Origin of the sequence: Streptomyces sp. NPDC086554 (assembly GCF_040686095.1) — a bacterium.
Classification (GTDB): domain Bacteria; phylum Actinomycetota; class Actinomycetes; order Streptomycetales; family Streptomycetaceae; genus Streptomyces.
In genome coordinates this window covers 94270-116063 of the sequence record NZ_JBFBJK010000026.1, presented here as the reverse complement: position 1 = coordinate 116063, position 21794 = coordinate 94270, and the positions used below count along the sequence as shown (strand labels likewise).

Genomic DNA, 21794 nt, shown 5'->3' with positions numbered 1-21794 from the left:
TGTGGGGGGGAATTGCGGTTGAAGAGGGACAGGGGGCGAGACGCCACTTCTGGTTGGCGCTGCCGTGGCAGGTGTGGAGGTTCAGATCGGTACCGTCCTGGGAGTTCGCGCCGGGGGCGTCCACGCACTTGTCGCTGCCGACCCCGACGATCGCCGTGGAGAGGGCGCTGGTGGCCTTGCAGACGTGACCAGCCCTGCCGTCGAAGGTGACGCGCTGCCGTCGCGCTTGGGGGTGATGGCCTCGACGGTCATGGTGTCGGCGACCTTTGACGCGCAGAGGAACATCGGGCTGCGTACGCGATCTCACCCGACGTCTTGCGGGCGAAGATGAACTCGGCGGCCCCGCGCTCTTTCCACGAGGCGTCCACGGTGACGTTGCGGCGCGCCTTCAGACCCCTGAACGACCCGGACTTCCAGGCGCCCGGCAGCGCGCCGGACTGGTTCGCCCCAAGCCGCCCGGCGATCATCTTGTCCGCGTGGCTGGCGAAGTACTCCCGGTCGTAGGTGGCACCGCCCGCGAACGCCTTCCGCTCCTGGCCCAGCTTGCCGGCAACCCAGCTCGGGGCGGCCTTGCCCTTGGCGTTGACCTCGTCGACGACCTCTTGGATGGCATTCGGACGCGGCGAGGACCAGTTGCCGAGGTTGTGCCCGTGGGAGCCCGGCCCTCCGGTCCCCAGGATCTTCTCGTTGAACTCCCGGTCGGCGGCGGGCTTGGAGTACCAGAGGGTGTGGGGGTCGGCAGCCGTGGCTGCGGGTTTCGCCTCGGGCGCGGCATGGGCCGCGCCCGAGACCGGAGGGACGCGGAGCGCCGACACGACGGCGATCGGGGCGAGTCGGCGCCGCCCCCGTCTTCCTCGTCTCCTGCTCAGCACGTACGGGTCTCCTCGGCTCTGGAGGGCCAGTGGCGGTGTCACCGTAGACTGGAGGAGAGGTCGGATCAATACTTTGAACAGTCGAAGATGCTGGGGCCTATTGCCCCGAAATTACGACGGACGCGCGAGGGTTCACTCAGAATTAGTCGGAGGACTTGCCCGACGCGGAGGGCTCGTCATGAGGCATGAGCGACAACGCCCCCGGCCGTCCCGCGACTTTACGAAGTCGTGACACGGCCGGGGGCGGGTTGGTCGCGATGGGTCGTGTGCTCGGTGGGTGCCTGGCCCCGGCCGCGTGGCCGGGGCCAGGCCGCTTCACCGGCTCGGTGAGCTGATGCAGCAGTGATCGGTTACGGCAGGTCCCACTTGCCCGGCAGCCCCGACCTGACCGGACCGTGACGCGGCTCCGAAGGTTTGCCCGCAGCGAGGGCGAAGTCGTCGAACTCGTGGGTCTGGTAGCCGGTCACGCCGAGCCCTGCCTGGCCGTGGCTGAAGGACGAGTCGGTCGCGCTGCCGAGCTCCTTGCCGTCGAGCGACGCGGTCAGCTTGGTGTCCTGCAGCGTGAACGACAGCTTGTGCCACTTCTTCACTCCCAGGGCGTCGGTGTTGCCGCTGGCGAGCGTCGTGAACTTCCACTCCGTGTCGCTCTTGAGGATCGACCACTCCCCCTTGTCGTTGATCCGGAAGTGGTAGGCGTTCAGGCCGTTGTTGTTCTTGGCCTGCTCGCCGACCCGGCCGAGCAGCTCCACGCCGCCGCTCTCGCTGAGCATCGCGTCGGCGGACACGGTGTAGTTGTCCCAGGAGCCGTCCCCCATGATCGAGTAGGGGGCGTCGAACGGCTCGTCCGTCCAGCGGATCGGGACCGTCGGGGCCATCTGGCGCAGGCAGGCCCCGGAGCGGCTGGCGCCGCATTGCGTGGTCTTGAAGGCGCCGTTCATGTCGGAGAAATACTTGGGGTTCGTCGATGTGGCGGGCTGGTCGAAGTTGTCCGCGTACGGCAGCTTCATCGCTGCGGGAGCCGGCGGCTTCGCGGCGCCCTTGGCCTGGCCGTTGGTCGTCGTCACGGTGTAGATGTGTCCGGGCTTCAGCGTCAGGGAGTACGTGCCGTTGTCCGGCGTGATGTCCTGGCCGCGGACGAAGTGCTCCGCATCGTTGCCGGACTTGACGTTGGTGGACCACACGCGCACGGTGCCGGTGGGCAGGCCGCCCTTGACGGTGAAGGTCGCCTGCTGGTCTGCCGTGGCGTCCATCGTCTCGATGACCGTGCTGTAGTCGGAGTTGTCCGGCGACTTCAGCGAGACGTAGCTCCCGTTCGCCCGGTCACCGCCGAGGAAGCCGCTGGCGGAGTCGATGTACTGCCAGCCGGGCTTGGTGAACTGGGTGGTCTGCGCGGTCACCCAGGTCGTCTTGCCGATGTGGTAGTTGCCGGACCAAGGCTGCGCGGCCTTCGACATCCCCGCGGTGGAGAAGTGCAGGTTCGGGTACAGCGCGGCGATGAGCGGCCAGTGGAAGAACGCGGTCATCTTGCCGTCGATGTAGTCGCGGTTGAGCGCGCGGGCCAGTGCCTCCGCACCGGTGTCGGTGTCCTGGGAACCGCCTTCGCTCGCCCACAGCGGCTTGCCGATGTCCTTCGCGGTGGCGCTGCTCTCACAGGTCTTGGAGTCGCCGAGGTGGCCGCAGTTGTAGTGGGAGCCGACGACGTCGATCGCGTCCTTGAGCTCGCTGTCCGCGGCCATCGCGTCGGCGACGTCCCAGCCGAAGCTCTCGGCTGCGACGACCTTGGTCTTGTAACCCTTGCTCACCAGCGTGGACTTGAGCTTCTTGAACCACCCGGCGTCGAAGCCGCGCTCGTTCCAGCCGCCGAGGTAGTCGATGCCCAGGTCGTGCTTCTTGGCACAGTCGAACCAGGACATGTAGTAGTCGATCATGTCCTGGGACCAGAATTTCCCGCCGCCTATCCACCCGGGCGCACCCCAGGCCAGTCCGGCGAACTTGATGTCGGGGTTGCGGGCCTTGGCCTGCTTGGCGAGCCACCACTGGTAGCCCTGGCCGCAGTCCACCTTGCCGCGCTCGTGCATATGGCTCGGCTCGGCGCCGTCGGTGGAGTTGGTGTCCCCGCCGACCTCCAGCTTGACCATCTGCAGGGAGGCGCCGTAGCCGGGCTTGAAGAGGTAGTCGAGCAGCTCGCTGCGCTGCGGCTCGGGATAGTCGATGAGCAGGCGGGAGTTGCCCCCACCACCGCTGATCGCCCCGACCCCGTCGAAGGTGCGGCCGGGCGTCGTGCCGTCGACGGTGATCGGCGTGCTCGGCGCGGCATAGGCGGGCTGCGAATCCAAGCCGGTGAGGAGGCCGGCGAGCAGCGCCAAGAGGGCGAGGAGAGCTGAGTGCCGTCTCAGTGGAAAGGTCAAGGTTGGCTCCAGAGGGGGGAGTTGGAGTTGGCCGACGGATGGTCGGCACGGTCGAGCGCAGGGTGGTGCGCCGGACATGCAGGCGCCCGGACGCACCACCGATCGGCGGGTTCGGCAGCGTTGACGGGACGAAGGACCACTTGATCACCGAGTGAGCCTTTGGCCCTCTTGGCCCGCGTCACCGGCGCCGACGGACAGGAGACAGCGCCTACGACACGAAGCCGCGGGTGATGTGTGTGCCCGCCCCGCCGTTCTCCGCCTGGTAGTTGGACTCGCCGACGCAGTCGCTGTACTCGTAGTCGGCCCTGGACGTGCCGTTCAGACCGCCCGCGTCAGTGGACGTGGGGCCGCCGAAGACGACGTCGGCCCTCGGCATCTCGGCGCAGCTGGGGATCCCCGCGTAGTACTCCAGGAAACCGCCTTGGGAACCGTGCAGATTGCCGCTGCCCGCGGGCAGTGTCCAGGAGCCCAGATGGGTCTCCTTGCCGGTGACCGCGTCCTTGGCCGTACCGGTCCACGTGTCGTTACCGGATCGCTCGACCTTGAGGTCGTAGCGGTGGCCATAAACCGCGTCGAAGTCCACGGCGCAGGTCACACCGGGCCCGCCGTCGGCTCCTTCGTGGCAGAGCGGGTCGGACGTCTTGGTTCCCGCGATGAAGCTGGAGAAGCGGGCGGAAAGCCGCTCGTTGCCATCGCTGTTCGCGCGCGGCTGCAGACCCGTATAGGCGACACCCGAGGCGTTGGTGAAGCCGAACTGCTGGGCGAAGTAGAGCCCGTTCTTGCGGGCCGTCGGTGAATTGACGGTGATCGGGAAGGTGATGTTGGTCAGCCCGGAGGGCGGAGTGTCTGCCATCTCCCAGCTCACCGAGACGTTTCCGCCACCGACATCGGCGAAGGCCAGTTGAGGCGTGGCCATGAGCAGTCCTGCGACAGCACCGACCGCTGCACATCGACGAAAGACCGGAATGGACATTAGCTGTTCCTCTCTGTGGGGGCCCGTGGGCGGGATTCCGTGGGGGAATCCATGCGGGGAGAGAGTCGCCTGCGCGTTCAGCCGCCGGGTTGCCGGATCTGGTGGGGGCGGTCGCGTCTGCGGCTGTACGGCGGTTACCCGCAGCGGCATGAGGAAGGGGACATTCGCGGAACCATGCCTGGGCAACTGCCACACCGCTGTCCCTGAACTGCGACGACGAACTCCTGGTGATCGACCGGAGCTCATCGGAATGTCGCTTGTTATTGGTTGTACGCGCCTTCGAGAAGAGTCGCCATGGACGAATGCGCCAGCGGACTTGGACTCTTCACGACCACGACTCGGTCACCGCCACCCAGCCGATACCACCCAGCCGATCAGCCCTTGACGACGCCGGTGGTCAGCTCTCGCCCGGCGTCCTGATCCGCCCGGGCGAGACCCACGTAGTCGAACATCAACAGGTTCTGGACGGCGTGCGCGTGGCCGAGTGGCCGGCGAAGCGGCGGGCCAGTAGTCGATGTTCAGAGCGGCGATCACCGAACCGTCACCTCGGAGGACCTCGTGGCCACAGTGCCCAAAGGTTCCTTTGTCCGCGTTGCCCTGTGCGCAGGCGCGGGCGGCTTCCACATTGCCGGAGTTCTCCCGGACTTCGGGGAGCCCGAGCGCACGCCGTCGCAGTCGGAACACGCCCGGCGACGGTCAGTTCGGCGAGAGCTGGCTCTTCGGCACGATCTGCTGGGGTTGTCGATGACGAGCTTCCCGTCGATCCAGACCCGCGCAGTGTCGTCCGACACCGTCGTGAACTGGTACTTCTCGCTGTAGCGCGGCTCCACCGTGCCGCTCCAGCGGGTGCCGAAGTTGTCGCTCGGGATGTTCTCGGCAGGTGAACCGCGGTGCCGCCAGGCGTAGTTGATGGTCGGATCGGTACGGGTGACCTTCGGGCTGCCCGACAACTGGTCGTTGTCGAAGATCTCCGCCTTCAGCCCGGTGCCGTTCCCCTCGGCCGTGGGCGCGGCCGGGGTGATCGACAGCATGATCACCATGGCCGCCGGGTTGGTGGCATCGCCGGACGGGGTGATGTCAGAGGGTGTTAAGTCCGTTTCCAGTGGAGGCCGCCTTCACCTCCGTCCGGTAGGCGTCTCAAGCAGAAGCGAACTCAACGCCCTACATGACGGGAGACCGGTCGCCGGTCAGCGGTCCTGGCCGGTGATGTTGAACATCCAGCTGATCCCGAACTGGTCAATCAGCGAGCCGGCCTCGTCGCCCCATACCTGCTCTTCCAGGGGCAGCGTTACGGTGCCGCCGATGGACAGCTCTTCGAAGTGGTCGCGAAGCCCCCGGTCGTCGCCGTCGATGAAGATCGCGACATTATTGCCTGGACGGTAGGGCGGGTGGCCGGGCCTGTCATCGGGATAGTCCCATGCCATCAGCGTGTAGCCGGCAGGAGTGTCCAAACGAGAGTGCATGACCTTGTCGGCGTTGGGCGAGCCCGGTGAACCGAAGTCCGCCACGGTTCCCAACTCCAACTCGCCACCGAACACCTCGCGGTAAAACTCCATCGCCTGGCGCGCGTTGCCGTTGAACGTGATGCACGGGTTGACCTGCGACCCCACTTGACGCTCCTTCGCGATCTGGTCGACCGGGCTGTCCGATCACCGCGACGCCAAGATATCGACGAAGCATGACACCCTCTGTCGTGATTCTGTCTGCGGAACCGGCCACTTAGCGGTGCAGCCCGTCTCTGGTTCGGCAGAGGACGTCAAAGGAGTTTCTGGTAGCGGCCTCGTCCGGGCTGGGTGAGGAATCCTTGGCGGGTGAGGCGTCCGAGGCGGCTGCGGGTGATGTTGACGGATGCCTCGTTGTTGGGCATGCCGAGGAGTTCGTGCAGATCACGGGCTCTGAATGCCTGATCGGGGTGCTCGTTGAAGGCGTTCACGATGGCCTGGTAGGCGGTGGACTGCTCGGCCGGTTCGGGGTCTATTCCGGTCGGCGCGAGTTCGGCGATGACCTTCCGGGTCGTGGTCAGGTCCGCGAGTCGCGTTTCGGTCTCGGCCAGAGCCGTGGTCAAGTGGTCGATCTGGTCTCGGAGCTCACCGGCCCGGGTCGTGGTCTCGTCGTGCTGGGTCTGGAGTTCCGCCAGGAGTTCGATGATGTTCACGCGGCCAGCCCGAGGGTGTCGCGCCAGGTGGGGGGGGTGTGGTGAGCCGGCGGGCCATGTTCGCGATCGAGGCCCAGTAGACGCGCGAGGCGGAGGTGTCGGGCCGGTGGTCGTACTCGCGGGCCAGGCGGCGGTGCAACATCAACGTGCCGTTGACCTGCTCCACGATCCACCGCTTGGGCTGCGGGACGAAGCCTTTGTCCTGGTGGTCGGGGTTGCGGCGGACGACCTCGACGTCGATGTCCAGCAAGGCTCCGTGGATGATGACCTGGTCCTTGAAGCCCTGGTCCACCAGGGCCTTCTCCAGGCGGTTGCCGCACCGCTCGGCGGCCTGGTCGAGCAGGGCGGCGCCGGCGGTGTTGTCGTGGGCGGAGGCGGCCAGCACGACGACGCCGATGACCAGCCCCAGAATGTCCACGGCCAGCCCTCGCTTGCGGCCCGACACCTTCTTGTTGGCGTCGAGCCCTGTTGTGGTTGTCGGGACACCGGCGGCCGCGCGGACGGACTGGGTATCGATGATCACGAGGGACGGGTCCTCTAATCGCCGGGCTCTCTCGCGCACCTGGCAGCGAAGGAGTTCGGAGATCCGCTGGTCGAGCCCGTCTTCGCGCCACAGGCCGAAGTAGTAGAAGACCGCCGACCAGGCCGGGAAGTCATGCGGCAGAAAGCGCCGCTGGCAGCCCGTCCGGTTCTGATAGAAGATCGCGTTCACGACCTCCCGCAGGTCACAGGCCCCGGGATCCCCCGTCGCCGACCGCGCGACCCGGTCCTGCTTCCAGGCCGTGATCATCGGCTCGATCAACGCCCACTGCTCGTCCGCTAAGTCGCTCGGGTATGGCTCTCGCTCCATGCCTCGCATCTCAACATGGACATGCCCAGCAGGCGGCTCGCATGGCGATCAGTGCCACGAACGAGCGATCACGAACCGAGGAAGATCGGACTTAACGCCCTCTGACACCCGCACACGCGTCTTCCAAGCGGTGAAACGAGAGGTGTGCATCGCGGTCTTCGTACGCAATGGACCACCGAAACTGAAGCAGCCGGCGCGCGTGTGGCGACTCGACGTGCCGACAGGGAACCGGGAGGACAAGTTCGCCTGGCTCGAGGGCCTCACAATCGACGGGCACCGGAACGAGACAGCGTGGCAACCCTGTTCCGCCGGGTGGACGACGCCGTTCGAGCCCGTCGACGCTGCCGAGTGGTTGGCGATGCCGCCAGTGGATGCCTTATTGCCCTGGACAAGTTCCGGCAACAAGAACAACCGCAGCTGGACAGTATCGCCGAGCCCGAACATTCTGCGAGATCGCTGGCGCACTCTCGTGCAGGCTCCGACGTCGGCCAAAGCGACCCTCCTTATGGTTCGCCCACAGCGACCACCAGATCTACCTCTCTGAACTGCACACAGAGTCGGGCCGGGCGGGGCCCGCAGTGGGATTCACCGCCCTGATTCCTGATATGCACCACTTCAAAGGCACGGAAGGGGGCCGCGTCGCACCCCTGTACCGCCACCCGGAAGTGGCGGAAGCGAACTTGACGCCGGGACTGCTCAAGACGTTGTCACAGATCCATGGTGCAGCAGTGACCGCAGAAGACCTCTTCGCCTACATCGCAGGCATAGCTGGCCACAGCGGCTACACCCATCGCTTCGCGGAGCACCTGGCGGCGCGCGGCACCCGCATACCACTCACACGCGACCCCGCCCTGTGGGCTCAGGTGACCGAGGCCGGACGGCGCACGGTGTGGTTGCACACGTACGGGCAACGCTTCGCGTCCCCGCAGCACGGCCGCCCATCGGGAAGCTGCCCCCGGCTGCCCATATCGGAGGAGCCCGTCTGCACCATCGCCATCGGCACAGAGGACGGCGGAGTGCCCGAGAGTATCTCCTACGACTCGGAGGCCCGCACCCTCACCGTTGGCGCCGGCACCATCAGGCCAGTGACACCTGAGGTTTGGGACTACCGAATCGGTGGCGTGCAGGTGATCCGCAAGTGGTTCGGGTTCCGCAAACGCAAACCTGATATCGAGTGGCAGAGCCCGCTGAACGACGTTCTTCCTCCAACATGGCCAGCGCGATGGACTGTTGATCTACTGGATCTCATCAACATACTCGGGCTTCTGGTCGCGCTCGAGCCCGAACAGGCCCGACTGCTGGATGCCGTGAGCGCAGGCTCGTTGATCACCACTGACGACCTCCGGGAACACGGCGTCCTACCAGTCCCGCCCTACGCGGCAAAAGAGCCGAAGACACCGAAGGCGCCTCGCCCCACACCAGGCAGTGTTCAGGGCACCTTCGACTTTCCAGGCTGAGCGGAACTGGTTGGCCCGCCGACCTCCCCGCGCTCAACGGCACACTGTTCACACCGTCCGCGCATGTCCTGGACACCGTCTGGCCCAGCCTCCTCAAGGGCCTACCGCTACATCGACGACAGCTCCGTCGAGACGGCCTTCCGGCGTGTGCTGTATCGCGTGGGCCCTTGGCGGAAGGCTACCGACCTGCGACGCGAGAGCGTCGAGTCCGGGGTTGCCGCGAAGGCTTCCCGCCCCTGACCAACAGCCACACCATCAGCAGGAATTCACCGGCGAAGGTAAACGTGGCGACATCGGCCGAGTAGTCGGAGACGAGCAGCGTGCCAAAGCTGTCGACCAGGTAGCCGAGCGCCGCGATCACCAGCAGGATGCCGAGCCAGGTGGGCCTCGGCGTGGAGTTGGCCTTTGCTGTACACCCCTGAGTTCTTGGCATCCTCGAAGAGACGGAGGACGCCGGGGAGCTGGCCGATGGCGACCATGAACACCGCTGCGTAGGCGAGCCTGAACCACGCGGCGAGAGCGGAGATGTTCTTCTGCGTGGGCCTGAAGAACTCGAGAAGCGCCCGCGCGACTATCACGTCGAGGACGGCCGCCAGAAAAAAGCCGGCCATGCCGTAGCGGAAGAGTGTCTCGGAATCGTGAACCTTCTGCGCGGTCTCCGCCGCGTCACTTTCGACGACGAGGCGCTCCAGGACGCCGAAATTGGCGGAAATGGCCAGTACGGTCATCAGTAGGAGGCCGCTCCCGGCTGTGAGGGCGGCCTTGCGTACTGCCGTGTCTGCCGTCTGTGGGGCGGTCACGAGGTGGCGGCCTTCCGCTGAGCACCGGCGTGGTGTGTGGCCGGCCGGTCCGATCGGAAGCCCCTGAAGATCAGCACGAGCGGAAGGATCAGCTCGAACAACCCGCCGGGGGCAAGGAATGCGATTCCGGCATTCGAGTCGAGATCGGCGATGCCCGTCACATCGCTCAACACCCCTATGAGGAGGGCGGTGTAGCCCACGATCCCCAGAATCGACAACCAGCCCGCAACCAGCCCGCAACCAGCCCGGAGCGCAGCAGGAGGTACGACAGGACGAGGCCGGCGGCTCCGGAGAAGGCATAGATGGTCAAGTCGTAGTTGTCGAATTCATTCCGACTGGCCGCGAAGTAGATGCCCGTCAGGATGATGACCGCGCACTCCGTCCCCCTGAGCGCGAAGTATCCCGCCGAGAGCACCCTGCCGTACGGCCTCAGTACGAGGTGAAGGGCGAAGCCGATCGTGGCGACCGCAAGGGCTGTGTAACCCTCCAGGAAGACTCCACCCAACAGGGCGGCGTCGCGGGGACTCGTGCTGGAGAAGTATTCCCGCACCAGGGAATCGCCGATCAAGAACGTGATAGTCGATGTGATGAAGAGGATTCCCACCAGAGTGGCGATTTCCCTGTGCGGCATGCGTGTTCCCCTCGTCGTGACGGCGCTGGGCAGTCACTGCTTCTCGGCATCATCGGGTGGTGCCAGGGAGAGGTGGCCTCGGAAGTGCTGGGGAACCGGCGCGAAGCGGCAGGCCATGGTGAGAGCGTCGGCGTTCGGGACGGTGAGGCGGTAGCGGGTGCAGATCAGGTGGCACAGCGCGATCAGCTGGGTCGTGCCGATGTCGGCGCCGATGCACTTCTTCGGTGCCCAGCCGAAAGGTACGTAGTGCGCTCGGTCGGCCGGTCCGTGCGGCGCTCCGGGCAGGAAGCGGTCCGGATCGAACGTGTCGGGCTGCTGCCAGAAGCGGGGATCACGATGGATCATGTGCGGGCTGACCAGGTAACTGCATCCCTTCTCCAGCCGGGTGCTGCCGAGGTCGAAGGAGGTCCGCGCCCGCCGCATGAGCAGCAGCGGCGGGCTCCACATGCGCAACACCTCCTTGACGAACCGGTGGGTGAGCGGCGCCGCCTTCGTCGGTGCGGCGCAGAACGCGGCTGTCTCCACCGCCCTCAGCTCGCCGGTGAGCCGCTCTGCCCACTGCGGATTGCGGACGAGTTCGTACAGCACGCTCGCGGCCGCGGAACCGGGCGGGCCACCGATCGCGGTGAGCACGCTGGTGACGACGTCGAGCGCGCGGTCCATGCCAAGTTCGGGGAGCAGGTCGACGATCGGGTCGGTGAGGTCCTGCTGGCGTGCGCGGCGACCGGCGGCGCGTTCGCGCAGCACACGTCGTACGACGAGACCGGCCCGGATCTGGACGGCGGCGAAGTGCGCTCGGTGCCGCAGTGAGCCGCCGGGGTCACGGTCGATCAGGCGCAGCAGTTTCTGGTCGAGGTCCTGGGTGATCCGGTCGGATTCACGGTCGGTGAGCCCGGTCAGGGCGAGGGGCAGCATGGACCGCACAGCGACGTCCTGGGCGAGCAGGACGAGGTCGACGTCGTCGCCGAGCCGGGCGTCGATGATCAGCCGCATTCGAGTGATCAAGTCGCTGGTGTGCTCGGCCGTGGCGAGCGCGTGCAGTTGGGTGAGCCAGGCGGTGCGGATACGTGTCCACGGCATCTGCGGGCTGTGACGCCGCCGGAGCGTGTCGATGAGGCGGTCGTGCATCACGAGGCCGTGCCAGTTCGCGCTGCTCACCTGGCGTGCCGCGGTCGGCTCGAACACGGCGAGGTGCTCGTCGTCCATCCAGAAGACGCCGCCTTCGGCCGCGCTGCGCAGCCGAAGGTCGTGCAGGAAGTCGTCGGCGTGCTGCGGAGTGGTCATGGGCACTGCCTCCCACGGCGTTGGGGGTGCCTCTCATGGCGTCGGGTGGGGAGTCGCCGGGCGGCGGCTCCCCACCCACGGGCCGATCAGATGTGGTGGTACAGGTACCAGAAGTGGTAAGTGCTGTAGCCGGAGCGGATGTTGAGGGCCGACTTGGCCGAATGGATGAGCTTCCTCATGTCCTTTCACCTCCTCTCGGGGGCGACACGGCCGACCAGCTCCGCGGTGAACTGCGGCGGAGCCAGCGCGGGACCCAAGTGGGGTCCGTCGCCGCCCTCGGTGACCGACAGGCGCCAGTCGCGGGTGATGATGCGGATCAGATCTTCGAGCAGCGTCATCGTCACGCTCGCGCCGGCGCAGGTGTGCGGCCCGACCCCGAACGGCATGAACGCCGGGTCGGGCACGGCTCCCGCCCAGCGGCGTGGCACGAACTCCTCCGGGTGCTCCCAGTGCCGCGGGTGGCGGTGCACCAGATACAGGCACACGTCCACCGCGTCGCGCGGCCCGGCCGTGACTCCGGCCAGATCGTGTTCGACGCCGGGCGTGCGAGTGAACAACCAGGCCACCGGCCACAGTCGCAGCGCCTCCCGGACGATCCATCCAGGCTCCTCGCCCCAGGTGTCGGGGTGCGTGCCGGCGAGAAGGACCGACCAGCCCAGGGCGAAGCCGACCGAGCCGACCGTGGCGAAGAGGAAGGACAGATAGACCTCGGCCACCTCGCCGGGATCCGCGGACCGGCCGGCCCCTGTGACGGTCACGTCGAGCAGGTCGCGCGATTCGCCGACGCCCACGCCGACGCCCGTGTTGCGGCGTGCCTCGATCTCCCGGACCAGCGTGCCCATCGCCCGGCGGCGGAACACGAGGCGCGACAGGGCCGAGTGGCGCCCGCGCGCACCGGCGAGCACCGCGCGGGTGATGATGCCGTCGATCGTTTCGCGGAGTTCGGCCGGGGCGTCCGGGCACAGCAGGACTTCCCGCAGGTGCTCGTGGACCAGCAGGTTGCCCGCGTCCGGCCAGTTACCGACGGGCGCGAGTCGCTCACGGACCAGGCGGGGCAGGTCGGCTCGGCGTGCGTCGAGGTGACCGCGTATCAGGGCCCGTGCCGCGCGGCCGATGTCGATCTGGGCGGACCTTGGCCCGAAGACGCCGTTGCGGGTGTGGAAGAAGTCGGAGGTCTCGACGAAGGTGCCCCGCCGGTTGCCAAGGACCTCGCGGGCGGCCGCCGGTCCTGCCACGCAAAGGCGGCCCGACGCGGAACGCCACACGTCGTGGGCCTCATCGAACTCCGCGGTCAGAAAGGCCAGGGGATCGCGGCGGTGGGCGGCCGCGCCATGGCGTTGCCGAGGAGCCCCCTCGCCGGCCGAACGCGCCATGGTATCCCCCTAGGTGACGGCCAGGGACACGAGCGCACCCGGCCGCCTCACGGACACCGAAGCGCCGGCTTCCGCCCTCGCGCGCCGGGCCGACGCCAGACACACTCCTCCGCCGCCCGTGCTCTGTCACGGCGAAATCGACCCACGTCCCGACGATCCTGGCCGAGACTCACCAGCGGTACGGCCGCATGGAGCCAAGCCGGAGCGGTGCTCTCCGGCAACGGTCGGCCGGCCAACCGTTCACCGCGCCCTAACGAGCTCGTCCATGGTTGGCGGTGGTGCGTCGAGCGCCGCGGGTTCGTCGTTGTGTTCACGTTTTCGCACCGCTGCCCAGAGTTGCGGTCTGCTGGTGGGAGAGCAGTGCGGCGACAGCTTGGGTGATGTCGCTCATGTGCTCGCGGCGGCCGTGATGTCGTGCGAGGGCCCGCCAGTTCTTCAGATGGTCGATGCCGTGCTCGACCCGGATACGTCGTGAGGAGTGGGCCTTGCGCTGACGCTCGCGCATCTCCTCGTACCACTCGGGCGGGTTCTTCTTGAACTTGCGGTGCGGTGGTGTTACGAGGCGCCCGCCTGTCTGGGCCCCGAGTCCCTGATAGCCGACGTCGGCGAGGATCCCCACAGCGGGCCCGTTGGCCAGGAGCTTGACCAGGCCCAATTTACGGGCGTGGGTGATGTCCGCGCAGCTGGCGGGCTCGGACTGGCTGCAGAACAGGATCCTCCCGGTCCTTGCGTCCGGCGGCCGGGCGGCCGACGCGGATCTCGGTGCCGTCGATGATGCCGGTCTGCTCGGCGGTGCCGAGGTGGTCGATGACTTCGGCGAGCGTGCGGGGTCGGATGTCGGGTGCGATGGCGCAGCCCCGCTCGGCGAGCAGAGGCCGCACTTCACCGATTGCACGCGTGCGTGATGGTGGAACGGTCGACATCGAACCAGCAGGCCAGCACATCGTGAGTCGCACCGTGGCGGAGGCTGACCAAGGTCGCCAACAGCCGGTCAACGAAGACCAGTTTGTGTTTCGCCCCCGCACCGACTGCCCGGCGGCGGGGCCGTGACTCCAGTTCGGCCTGGTGCCGCTCGTGCCACAACGGACCCACCTCAGCGACGAGTTCAGCGATCACGTCGGGCGTCAGCCCGGTGATCCGCTGGCTTCGGATGATTGCTGCACGCGCTCGGCTCCCCACCACGCCGACCATGATCAACGATCAAGGTTTCGACCTACTTCAACGCCTGGCCGGCAACCGCCGAAGACCGGCCAGGCCGACGTCACGCGAGCGGGACACGCCCTGGGGCCAAGGGCCCGGCGTCCAGATGAGCCGCGATGCGCGTGATGGTCCGGGCATTGCCCTCGAAGAGGTGCGCCTGCATGCCTGCCGCCTGGGCAGCATCGACGTTGACTGCGACATCGTCAATGAACAGGCAGTCCTCCGGCTGCACGTTCAAGCTGGCGCATGCGGCCTCGAAGGCACGCAGGTCGGGCTTCTCGATGCCGATCTCGTGGGAGTAGACGATCTGCTCCACCAATTCGTCGAAGTGATACAGCGCCGTCTCCCGCTCCCGGGCGCCGACGAAGCTGTTGCTCAGGATGCCCAGCCTGCAGCGTCCCTGCAGCCCCCGCACATAGTCGATGAGGTCCTCGTTCGGCGTCCCCAGATACTCCGCCCACAGATCAGCCATGAAGGCTTCACTCTGGGGGGCGTCGAGACCCAAACGGGCTGCCACCTGCTCGTGGACCTCTCGTTCGCTGATGCTCCCGACGCTCCCAGCTCGCCACACGTCGCGCATCCGCGCGTGGACAGTGCCGAGTGGCAGCTCCAGCCGCTCTTCCCACCGTTGCACCCATCCGGTTTCCGGCGTGATCTCCAGCACGCCGCCGATGTCGAGAATGACGCAGGTCGCGGTCACGCGAACTCCCCCTCTTCGTCCTTGACCAGCGAGCACAGACCGCCCGCTCATGTGATCGACAGAGACACTGTCGTCTCTCCCTCTGGGGCAAGGTCAAGCGATCTTCGAAGCTTGTGACAGCCCTGTCGCAACCCGCCGACCAAACTCACCTCAAGCAGCAGGTGCCTTCAAAACTCGTGACGATCCGCGAAGCCCTCGACCGGACGATGCCGTGAAAACTCGTTAACAAACGCTGTCGCAAGAAGTTATCGAAGCCACTCATCCCTTCACCTGGCAGCGGACAGCATGAAAGGCTCTGATCAACATTTCGGGATGACCGAGCGTGACTGTCCGTCAGTTCGATCTTTAGAGTCTTGCGGCGCCTGTGAGCCTTGGGGGCTGAATTCTCTGTCACTTGCAGCCGCTGCGACGGATAGCACCTGGTCTGGCTCGTATTCATCAGTGATGCTCAACTGCCCCCGGTTTGGGGGCGTCGGAGAATGCTCCAGCTATTCCCGAGCAGCCGTGACGGGCATAGCGTGCAGGCACGCGGAAGCAATCCGGGGGCGACATGGAACCGATATCGGCAGCGTTACTTATAGCATTGGCCAGTGGTGCGGGCGGGACAGTAGGGCAGCAGGCATGGTCGGCGTTGAGTAGTCTGGTCCACCGTCCATTTCGCCAGGCTGCTGGGACTCGGGGGGCGGCAGAGACGGAACCAAGTTCTGGAGAAGTGGAACTTGCCTCATTGTCCGCCGCCCCGCATGACCCAGACCGGGCCTGGGCACTCGCAGTCGCCCTGGCCGAACGCGCCCTGGCGGAGCCGAACTTCGAGGAGTCGCTGCGTACATGGCACGACACCGTGAAGGCGCTGCACACCGGTGACGTACACAACACTGTCAGCGGCGGCAGCCAAGGAGCCGTCATTCAGGGCCGGGACTTCTCGGGCCCCGTCACCTTCGGCAGCCCCCTCCCGCAACCTCGCCCTCCCACCACCGGGGGAGAAGCCTCTTGAACGCCTCCCGCGAGGACGATGTGCACAACACTGTGCACGGTGGCGAACAGGCGGCGGTGGTTCAAGGCCGAGACTTCTCTGGGTCGATCACCATTACAACCGCCGGTTCCGGGGTACCCCCCTACCTCCAAGACCCGGCACGTTGGCCACTCGCGAGTGCTTGGGACGCGTTGGCAGCTGGGGTGCATCAGGCGCGGCCTGACACAGAGGGGAACGCCGTGCCACCGTACGTCCGGCGTGATATTGACGCTGACCTGCGCAGGAAGGTTGCCGAGATAGCGCGAGTTGGTGGGCTGCTACTCGTAGTCGGGGATTCCACAGCAGGCAAGACGCGCGCCGCGTTCGAAGCCGTAAAGGCCATATTGCCGCAGCATCGGGTCCTGGCCCCCACAGACGGCAGTGACCTACTGGCCGCAGTGGAAGTGGTGGCACAGTCCGGGGTCCGGTGTGTGGTGTGGCTTGACGACTTGGAACGCTACCTGGGACCACAGGGCTTGGCACCAGCACTGCTGGCCGAGCTCATACGGCTGAGGACGCCCGTGGTGGCGACTATGCGGGCTCAGCAGTACCAGGCGTTCGCCCCTAAGCCCCATGAAGCTGTCACCCAGGGCGACCCGGCTTCCCCGCAGGCAGCGAGCATTGGGGCGCGGGTGCTGAATCTGATTGAACCCGTGCACTTGAGCCGCACCTGGAGCGGTGACGAACTCGCCCGGGCCCAGGACTGCACCGATGCCCGTATCGTCGACGCCCTCGCCCACCACGGACACAGCGGGATCGCCGAATACCTCGCCGCAGGCCCGGCACTATGGCAGGAATGGCGCGCAGCCTCCCAGGTCGGCGGCCATCCTCGGGGCGCAGCCCTGGTCGCGGCGGCCGTTGACCTCGCGCGCAGCGGGCTTGCTGGCCCGTACTCCCTCGATCTCCTTACGCAAGCCCACGAGCACTACCTGGCCGCAGCCGGCGGCCCCCTTCTCCGGCCTGAGCCGGTGGACCGGGCACTAGCCTGGGCCACCGGTGCACGTTACGGCATCACCAGTCTGCTCAGTCCGGTATCCGACAACTTGTGGATACCGTTCGACTACCTCGTCGACCGCACGCACAGCCCCGTCCCGGCGCAGGTGCGGGTATTGGCCCTCGCACATGCCAGAGACGATGCCGACCGGTTCAATATCGCACTGTTCGCCGGGGTGGCGGCCCCACAGCTTTCCGAAGCTGTCTGGCGCCCCCAAGCCGAAGCCGGGGACACACTGGCCATGGTCAATCTCGGAACTGTACTGGCCGCTGCGGGGAGGCTCGACGAAGCAGAGGAGTTGTACCGACGGGCCCTGGATGCGGGAGATATGGTCGCCGCAGACAATTTGGGCCTGCTCTTAATCCGGGCCGACCGCCTTCAGGAGGCGAAAGAGGTCTGTCGGCGCGGAGCCGAAGCCGGGAACGGTGACGCCGCATACCGGCTTGTGGGCCTCCTGTACGAAGAGGGACTGATCGATGAAGCGCAGAGGGTCTGCCGACGTGCCGCGGCCGCCGGGCATGCGAACTCCGCCTTCCTCCTCGCAGCCATCCTCCGAGATAGCGGGCAGACACAGGAGGCAATCAGGATGTATCGGCGTGCTGCCGATGCGGGGCACGTGGAAGGCGCGTTCACTCTGGGACTTCTGCAGTTCAATGCCGGTCAGACAGGCGAGGCGGAGGAGATGTTCCGGCGTGCTGCCAAAGCGGGGCACCTCGATGCCAATTACAACCTCGCCGGTCTCCTAATCGAGACCGATCGACGCGAGGAGGCGAAAGAGGTATGCCGGCGCGGAGCCGAGGCCGGGGACGGCGATGCCGCATACCGGCTTGCGGGCCTCCTGTGCGACCAGGAGTTCACCGATGAGGTCATTGCTCAAGTCCAGGCGATCTGCCGCCCTGCCGCGGAGGCTGGGCATGCCGACTGCGCCAATCTCCTCGCAGCCTTCCTCCAAGATGCTGGGCAATTGGAGGAGGCAAGCAGGCTGTATCAGAGTGCTGCCGATGCGGGGCACGCCGGCGCCACTCATAACCTCGCAAATCTGCTGTACGAGGCCATGCGGATGGACGATGCAGAGGAAAAGTAGCGGCGTGGCACCAGGTCAGAGGGTCCAGGGGTGGACCGTTGTCACTTTTGGCCTCTTTGCTGCCCCAGTGGACTCCCCCCCGGCATCCTCACGACCTGGCAGATGATAAGTCGCCCCTTCCTGGTGATGCCGTGGTGATGGTGTTCAAACCGGTATTCGCCTGGCTAAATCCAAAAGCTCAACGCCGGGCCGACAGCTTCAGCAACACAGGGTGATTACTAGAGGGGCGTGACGAGCACACGAGAGGTGTCCGCGAGAACGCGGCGTCGGAGGAGATCGAAGTTGGCCCGCCCGTACCCTTGCCTCTTGAGGAAATTGACCCGGTTCACGTGGCCTTCGACGATGCCGCTGGAGTAGGGCAGCGTGAGGCCGGCGGTCACGGCATCGAGGTCCTTGGTCAGGTTGCTGGCGAAGCTGCGCAAGGGCGGCAGGTCACTGCCCTTGGCGGCCTTGATCCGCCGGGGCAGGAGGTGGCCGTCGAGGTTCCTCATCATGCGGGCGAAGTCGCCAACGTACCTGCGGAGATCGGCGAGTTCGGGGCAGCGAGCCAGGATGTGCTTGAGGCAGAGCCGTTGGCCGGAGGTGAGGTTGTCGGGGTGGCGGGTGAGCCGGCCGACGACCTGGCGTACGGTGGGTGCCTCGGATCTCTTGGGCACCGGAGCATCTGCCGAACGCAGAGGTTCGAGCCAGCGGCGGACGCTGCGGCTGCTGCCCCGATATCCGCGTTCCTGGATCTCCCGGAAGAGTCGTCCGCTGTCGGTGCAGCCCTCCTGCCAGCGCATATTGAGGTACTCCGCCCACGGCTGCAGCATCCTGCGGCTCTGCCGCGGCGGCGCGAGCAACTCCTCCACCGTGGTCGCGTGGGCGTACTTGCGGACCGTTTTGGGGTCCATCCGCAGCGACTTCGAGATGACCTCGATGGAGACGCCCTTGTCGTGCATCTCGTGCACCGCGGCGAAATGGCGCCGGGTGTTCGCGGCCCGCTTGCCCTCGACCGTCTTGTACAGGTTGAGCCAGAGATGGAATCTGTCAGCGATCTGGACAGCGTCCGGTGCGGCGGTGCGGACCGCCTCGGCATACGCGCTGGCACGGTCGCGGCAAACGATCTCGGCCCCGGGGCGCTGCTGGAGCCAAGCGGTGAAGGTCTCCGCGGTGCGATCCGGCAGCACGTCGACAACGGTGCCGCTTTCGATGTTGATAAGCACGGCGCCGTAGACATGACCGCACTTGAGCGCGAAGTCGTCCACGCCCAACACCCGGGGGCTCTTCTCCGGTGGCTCGGCAGGCAGAGCCCGGACACGCTTCAGCAGCGTGTCCGGGCTGGCCGTGCAGTGGAGCATCACCGCGAGACGGGCACCCGCCCGCCCCGCGAGGGTGCGACCGATCGCCGCGCGCATCCTCTCCTGGAGCTGGCTGCGTCGCCCGTACCGGACGGTCAGGCCCTCCATCTGCTCGGCGAAGGTACGGCGCGGGCACGAGGCTGCCTCGCAACGGAACCGGCGGACCGTCAGACGTATCGCCACTGGCTGACCGCCCGCCGCGACATCGGCGAGCCGACGGCCATAACGGTCATGGATTCGGCGGGAGTTCGTCCCGCAGTCCGGACACGGCGCGGCGTCGGCGGCGGCCACCGCAGTGATCCGCACTCCTGGCCCGATGACCTGGATGTCCTGGATAGCCACAACCGCCGCCAGGTGCGGCAGCAGCACGTCGAGTATCTGATCACGCAACACACCTGCTCAAAGATCGAACTGACGGACAGTCACGCTCGGTCATCCCGAAATGTTGATCAGAGCCGCATGAAATCCCCACGTACGGCCTGTCAGTGCGTCACTTTCCGTGCGGGCGGCGTGACCCCTCGCCCTGGCCGACGTTGCCAGTCAGGCGGGCACCGGGGGGTCGACCTCGCCGCCGACCCCGGATCGCCCGGCCGGCACCCCCACGAGCTGCACGCCGACGTGGTCCCGGACGGATTCGCCAAAGGCGCCGGCGACTGCGTCAGTGATCGCCCGGATCAGCTGTCCCGGGGCGTCGTCGATTCCCGGCAAGTGCAGCGCGGCCTCGCGCACATGGAGCGAGACGACGGGGGCGTGCACGACACCCGGCACGCCGCCGACACCCCAGCGGTGCTGAGGTATGCCGAAGATCTCGACGACGGCCATAGAGCGCGCCCGCTCGCCGTACACCTGGACCAGCGCCTCTGTGAGCGACCGGACCAGCTGGCCCTCGGCCTTCCCGTCGAGTTTTTCCTCGTGAGCGCGTACCTGGAAGTGCGGCATCAGATTCTCCCGTCGCTGGCATGTCGTCTGTCTTGGAGCCCCATCGGGCGATGACGAGCCGGGCAGAGGAACACTTTCCTCACCCTGACCGTCCTTGCCTCAAATCGCCTTGGTCGGACCGTCCTTCTTGCCCACCTCGACGTCGGCGACGACACCGTAGTGATCACTCGCCCAGACTCCGCCGACAGGTTTGTCGAATGCGAGTTCGGCATGGCGAACGCGAGCGTAGGCATGCGGATGGGCGTGCGGGGAGCCGACAAAGACGTAGTCGAACCGGCTGCGGTGGCCGGGCTGGCGAACCAGGCGCTCGATGTCCTCGGCCGCCTGGGGGTTCTCAGCGGTCCAGGTGTGTCCGGGACCGGAACCCGCGACCTCCCACGCGTCGTGGAAGTGCGTACTGTGCCCCGCCAGTGACTGCCGACCGGTCAGATACCGAATGCAAGCCGCATCGGGATCCGCATTGAAATCACCGGCCATGACCGTGGGCAGGGCGGTCCTGCGCCGGGCGTCCAGATCGCTGAGGGCGAGGACTTGTCGCTCCCGTTGCGCTTCCGCTTCGAGCCGGAACGACGTCGTGGGCGCGATGAACAGCACGTCACCCAGTTCGGGCAGTGGCACCAACGCCGCCAGCGTGAGCCACGGGATGTCGGAGGCATCCGTTCCGCGCTGGTTGAGGGCTTCGGCGATGCGGTGCGGCCACCGCGTCGCGATCGCTGTCCCGCCGTACCGGTCCGCATGGGGCGGCTCCGTCGCGACCGTCTGCGACTGGTGGGTGCCGTGCAGTCTGGTTCCATTGATCAGGTCGGGCAGCTGGTCGGGCAGAACTTCCTGGAAGGCGACGAGATCCGGCTCAAGGCGCCGCAGCCCGGCCTTGATCAGCGCCATGCGCGCTTCGGCATCGCCCCGGTTGTTCCATACGTTCAACGTCATGACGCGCACTGCCGTCACCATCAGTATCAGCTTCCTCTCCCTTGACTTGCCCGGACTTGTCGGTGCTCGTCAGGGCTGCCGGATCACGGTGACATCGAACTCCAGCGTCACCTTCGGGCTGACCATGAGCGCGGTCGCGGCGTTCCAGTTCACGCCCCAGTCATTGCGGTTGATCGTGGCGCTGCCCTTGAAGCCGACCCGGAAGTCACCCTGCGCGCCGCGCCCACCGTCGGTCAGCTCGACGTCCAAGGTGACCTGTTGAGACACCCCGCGGACGGCCAGGTCGCCGGTAACCTTGAAGTTGCTCTTGTCGACCGGCGCCACCCCGGTCGCGTCGAAAATGATGGCCGGGTGGTTGTCCGTATCCAGGAACTTGCCACTCAGCATGTCGTCGCGCTGCCGATTGCGGGTCTGGATGCTGCTCGCCAGGACAGTGAGCCGTGCGCCGGACCTCGACGGGTGATCGCCGTCCAGGTGCGCCCCGCCCTCGAACACTTCGAACTGCCCGCGCACCCTGGTGGACATCGTGTGCCGGGCGACGAATCCGATCCGGGTGCGGGCGGCGTCGATGACGTAGTCACCGGTCAACTCGCTGAGGTTGATCATGGTGGACATGAGCGGTCACTCCTAGCGGGGGAATCAGGGGGAATGAGGTGGAACAGCTGCTCGCGGGGTGTCGTTCGTCCCAGCAGTACGACGAGGCAGCCTCCCGGAATGTGAGGCGCCGTGCCCCCCACAACTTGCGGGGGGGGGCCGCGGGGGACCGGGGGCGGGCCGTTCGGCCCCCGGGGC

21 protein-coding genes and 3 pseudogenes are annotated in these 21794 nt (G+C 66.8%); 3 read left to right on the top strand and 21 right to left on the bottom strand.

The window, feature by feature from the left end; all coding sequences use genetic code 11:
* Window positions 1–37 precede the first annotated feature (37 nt).
* The 8 genes and pseudogenes from AB0O76_RS34645 to AB0O76_RS34610 all read right to left on the bottom strand — a co-directional run.
* Window positions 38–307 (bottom strand): annotated as a pseudogene (locus AB0O76_RS34645) (RICIN domain-containing protein); the annotation flags it as partial.
* On the bottom strand, window positions 249–872 hold the full coding sequence (locus AB0O76_RS34640; RefSeq protein ID WP_365499687.1) for a glycoside hydrolase family 95-like protein: 624 nt from the start codon (window positions 870–872) through the stop codon (window positions 249–251). The gene AB0O76_RS34640 and the pseudogene AB0O76_RS34645, both read right to left, overlap by 59 nt.
* A 350-nt stretch (window positions 873–1222) precedes the next feature.
* On the bottom strand, window positions 1223–3280 hold the full coding sequence (locus AB0O76_RS34635) for a galactosylceramidase (protein WP_365499684.1): 2058 nt from the start codon (window positions 3278–3280) through the stop codon (window positions 1223–1225).
* A 208-nt stretch (window positions 3281–3488) separates the two neighbouring features.
* Entirely contained in the window at window positions 3489–4196 is a 708-nt protein-coding gene (locus tag AB0O76_RS34630) for a hypothetical protein (RefSeq protein WP_365499681.1), read from the bottom strand.
* 587 nt (window positions 4197–4783) lie between these two features.
* Window positions 4784–5293 (bottom strand): PA14 domain-containing protein, encoded by a 510-nt coding sequence (locus AB0O76_RS34625; RefSeq protein ID WP_365499678.1) that lies wholly within the window; start codon window positions 5291–5293, stop codon window positions 4784–4786.
* A gap of 147 nt (window positions 5294–5440) precedes the next feature.
* Window positions 5441–5863, bottom strand: a complete 423-nt coding sequence (locus AB0O76_RS34620; protein WP_365499675.1) for a VOC family protein — start codon at window positions 5861–5863, stop codon at window positions 5441–5443.
* A 146-nt stretch (window positions 5864–6009) separates the two neighbouring features.
* On the bottom strand, window positions 6010–6408 hold the full coding sequence (locus AB0O76_RS34615) for a hypothetical protein (RefSeq protein WP_365499672.1): 399 nt from the start codon (window positions 6406–6408) through the stop codon (window positions 6010–6012).
* Window positions 6405–7258: pseudogene (locus AB0O76_RS34610) on the bottom strand (IS5 family transposase). The gene AB0O76_RS34615 and the pseudogene AB0O76_RS34610 overlap by 4 nt, the downstream one beginning before the upstream one ends.
* Before the next feature lie 371 nt (window positions 7259–7629).
* On the opposite strand from AB0O76_RS34610, the gene AB0O76_RS34605 reads away from it, so the two are divergent.
* The gene (locus AB0O76_RS34605; RefSeq protein ID WP_365499669.1) at window positions 7630–8715 is read left to right on the top strand and encodes a type ISP restriction/modification enzyme; all 1086 of its coding nucleotides are present in this window, start codon (window positions 7630–7632) and stop codon (window positions 8713–8715) included.
* A 178-nt stretch (window positions 8716–8893) separates the two neighbouring features.
* On the opposite strand, the pseudogene AB0O76_RS34600 reads toward AB0O76_RS34605, so the two are convergent.
* From AB0O76_RS34600 to AB0O76_RS34560, 9 genes and pseudogenes are all read right to left on the bottom strand, one after another.
* A pseudogene (locus tag AB0O76_RS34600) lies at window positions 8894–9443 on the bottom strand (DUF4386 domain-containing protein).
* Between the two features lie 68 nt (window positions 9444–9511).
* A complete protein-coding gene (locus tag AB0O76_RS34595) occupies window positions 9512–9715 on the bottom strand; it encodes a hypothetical protein (protein WP_365499666.1) in 204 nt (67 codons plus the stop codon).
* The gene (locus AB0O76_RS34590) at window positions 9691–10146 is read right to left on the bottom strand and encodes a hypothetical protein (protein WP_365499663.1); all 456 of its coding nucleotides are present in this window, start codon (window positions 10144–10146) and stop codon (window positions 9691–9693) included. The genes AB0O76_RS34595 and AB0O76_RS34590 overlap by 25 nt, the downstream gene beginning before the upstream one ends.
* 33 nt (window positions 10147–10179) lie before the next feature.
* The gene (locus AB0O76_RS34585; RefSeq protein ID WP_365499660.1) at window positions 10180–11430 is read right to left on the bottom strand and encodes a cytochrome P450; all 1251 of its coding nucleotides are present in this window, start codon (window positions 11428–11430) and stop codon (window positions 10180–10182) included.
* A 185-nt stretch (window positions 11431–11615) separates the two neighbouring features.
* The gene (locus AB0O76_RS34580; protein WP_365499657.1) at window positions 11616–12803 is read right to left on the bottom strand and encodes a cytochrome P450; all 1188 of its coding nucleotides are present in this window, start codon (window positions 12801–12803) and stop codon (window positions 11616–11618) included.
* A 310-nt stretch (window positions 12804–13113) separates the two neighbouring features.
* The gene (locus AB0O76_RS34575; RefSeq protein WP_365499721.1) at window positions 13114–13476 is read right to left on the bottom strand and encodes a transposase family protein; all 363 of its coding nucleotides are present in this window, start codon (window positions 13474–13476) and stop codon (window positions 13114–13116) included.
* A complete protein-coding gene (locus AB0O76_RS34570; protein ID WP_365499724.1) occupies window positions 13460–13684 on the bottom strand; it encodes a hypothetical protein in 225 nt (74 codons plus the stop codon). The genes AB0O76_RS34575 and AB0O76_RS34570 overlap by 17 nt, the downstream gene beginning before the upstream one ends.
* A gap of 1 nt (window position 13685) precedes the next feature.
* A complete protein-coding gene (locus tag AB0O76_RS34565; protein ID WP_365499718.1) occupies window positions 13686–13994 on the bottom strand; it encodes a transposase family protein in 309 nt (102 codons plus the stop codon).
* 70 nt (window positions 13995–14064) lie between these two features.
* Entirely contained in the window at window positions 14065–14703 is a 639-nt protein-coding gene (locus tag AB0O76_RS34560) for an HAD family phosphatase (protein ID WP_365499654.1), read from the bottom strand.
* 727 nt (window positions 14704–15430) lie between these two features.
* Between AB0O76_RS34560 and AB0O76_RS34555 the strand changes: the two genes are divergently transcribed.
* Both AB0O76_RS34555 and AB0O76_RS34550 read left to right on the top strand, forming a co-directional pair.
* On the top strand, window positions 15431–15697 hold the full coding sequence (locus AB0O76_RS34555) for a hypothetical protein (RefSeq protein ID WP_365499651.1): 267 nt from the start codon (window positions 15431–15433) through the stop codon (window positions 15695–15697).
* A gap of 467 nt (window positions 15698–16164) precedes the next feature.
* The gene (locus AB0O76_RS34550; RefSeq protein WP_365499648.1) at window positions 16165–17793 is read left to right on the top strand and encodes a tetratricopeptide repeat protein; all 1629 of its coding nucleotides are present in this window, start codon (window positions 16165–16167) and stop codon (window positions 17791–17793) included.
* 218 nt (window positions 17794–18011) lie between these two features.
* On the opposite strand, the gene AB0O76_RS34545 is transcribed toward AB0O76_RS34550, so the two are convergent.
* From AB0O76_RS34545 to AB0O76_RS34530, 4 genes are all read right to left on the bottom strand, one after another.
* Window positions 18012–19523 (bottom strand): ISL3 family transposase, encoded by a 1512-nt coding sequence (locus AB0O76_RS34545; RefSeq protein WP_365499645.1) that lies wholly within the window; start codon window positions 19521–19523, stop codon window positions 18012–18014.
* Between the two features lie 150 nt (window positions 19524–19673).
* Entirely contained in the window at window positions 19674–20072 is a 399-nt protein-coding gene (locus tag AB0O76_RS34540) for a hypothetical protein (RefSeq protein ID WP_365499642.1), read from the bottom strand.
* Window positions 20073–20171: 99 nt separating this feature from the next.
* Complete coding sequence (locus AB0O76_RS34535) at window positions 20172–21023, bottom strand: endonuclease/exonuclease/phosphatase family protein (protein ID WP_365499639.1); 852 nt, start codon at window positions 21021–21023, stop codon at window positions 20172–20174.
* Window positions 21024–21071: 48 nt separating this feature from the next.
* Complete coding sequence (locus tag AB0O76_RS34530; RefSeq protein WP_365499636.1) at window positions 21072–21617, bottom strand: YceI family protein; 546 nt, start codon at window positions 21615–21617, stop codon at window positions 21072–21074.
* Between the last annotated feature and the right edge of the window lie 177 nt (window positions 21618–21794).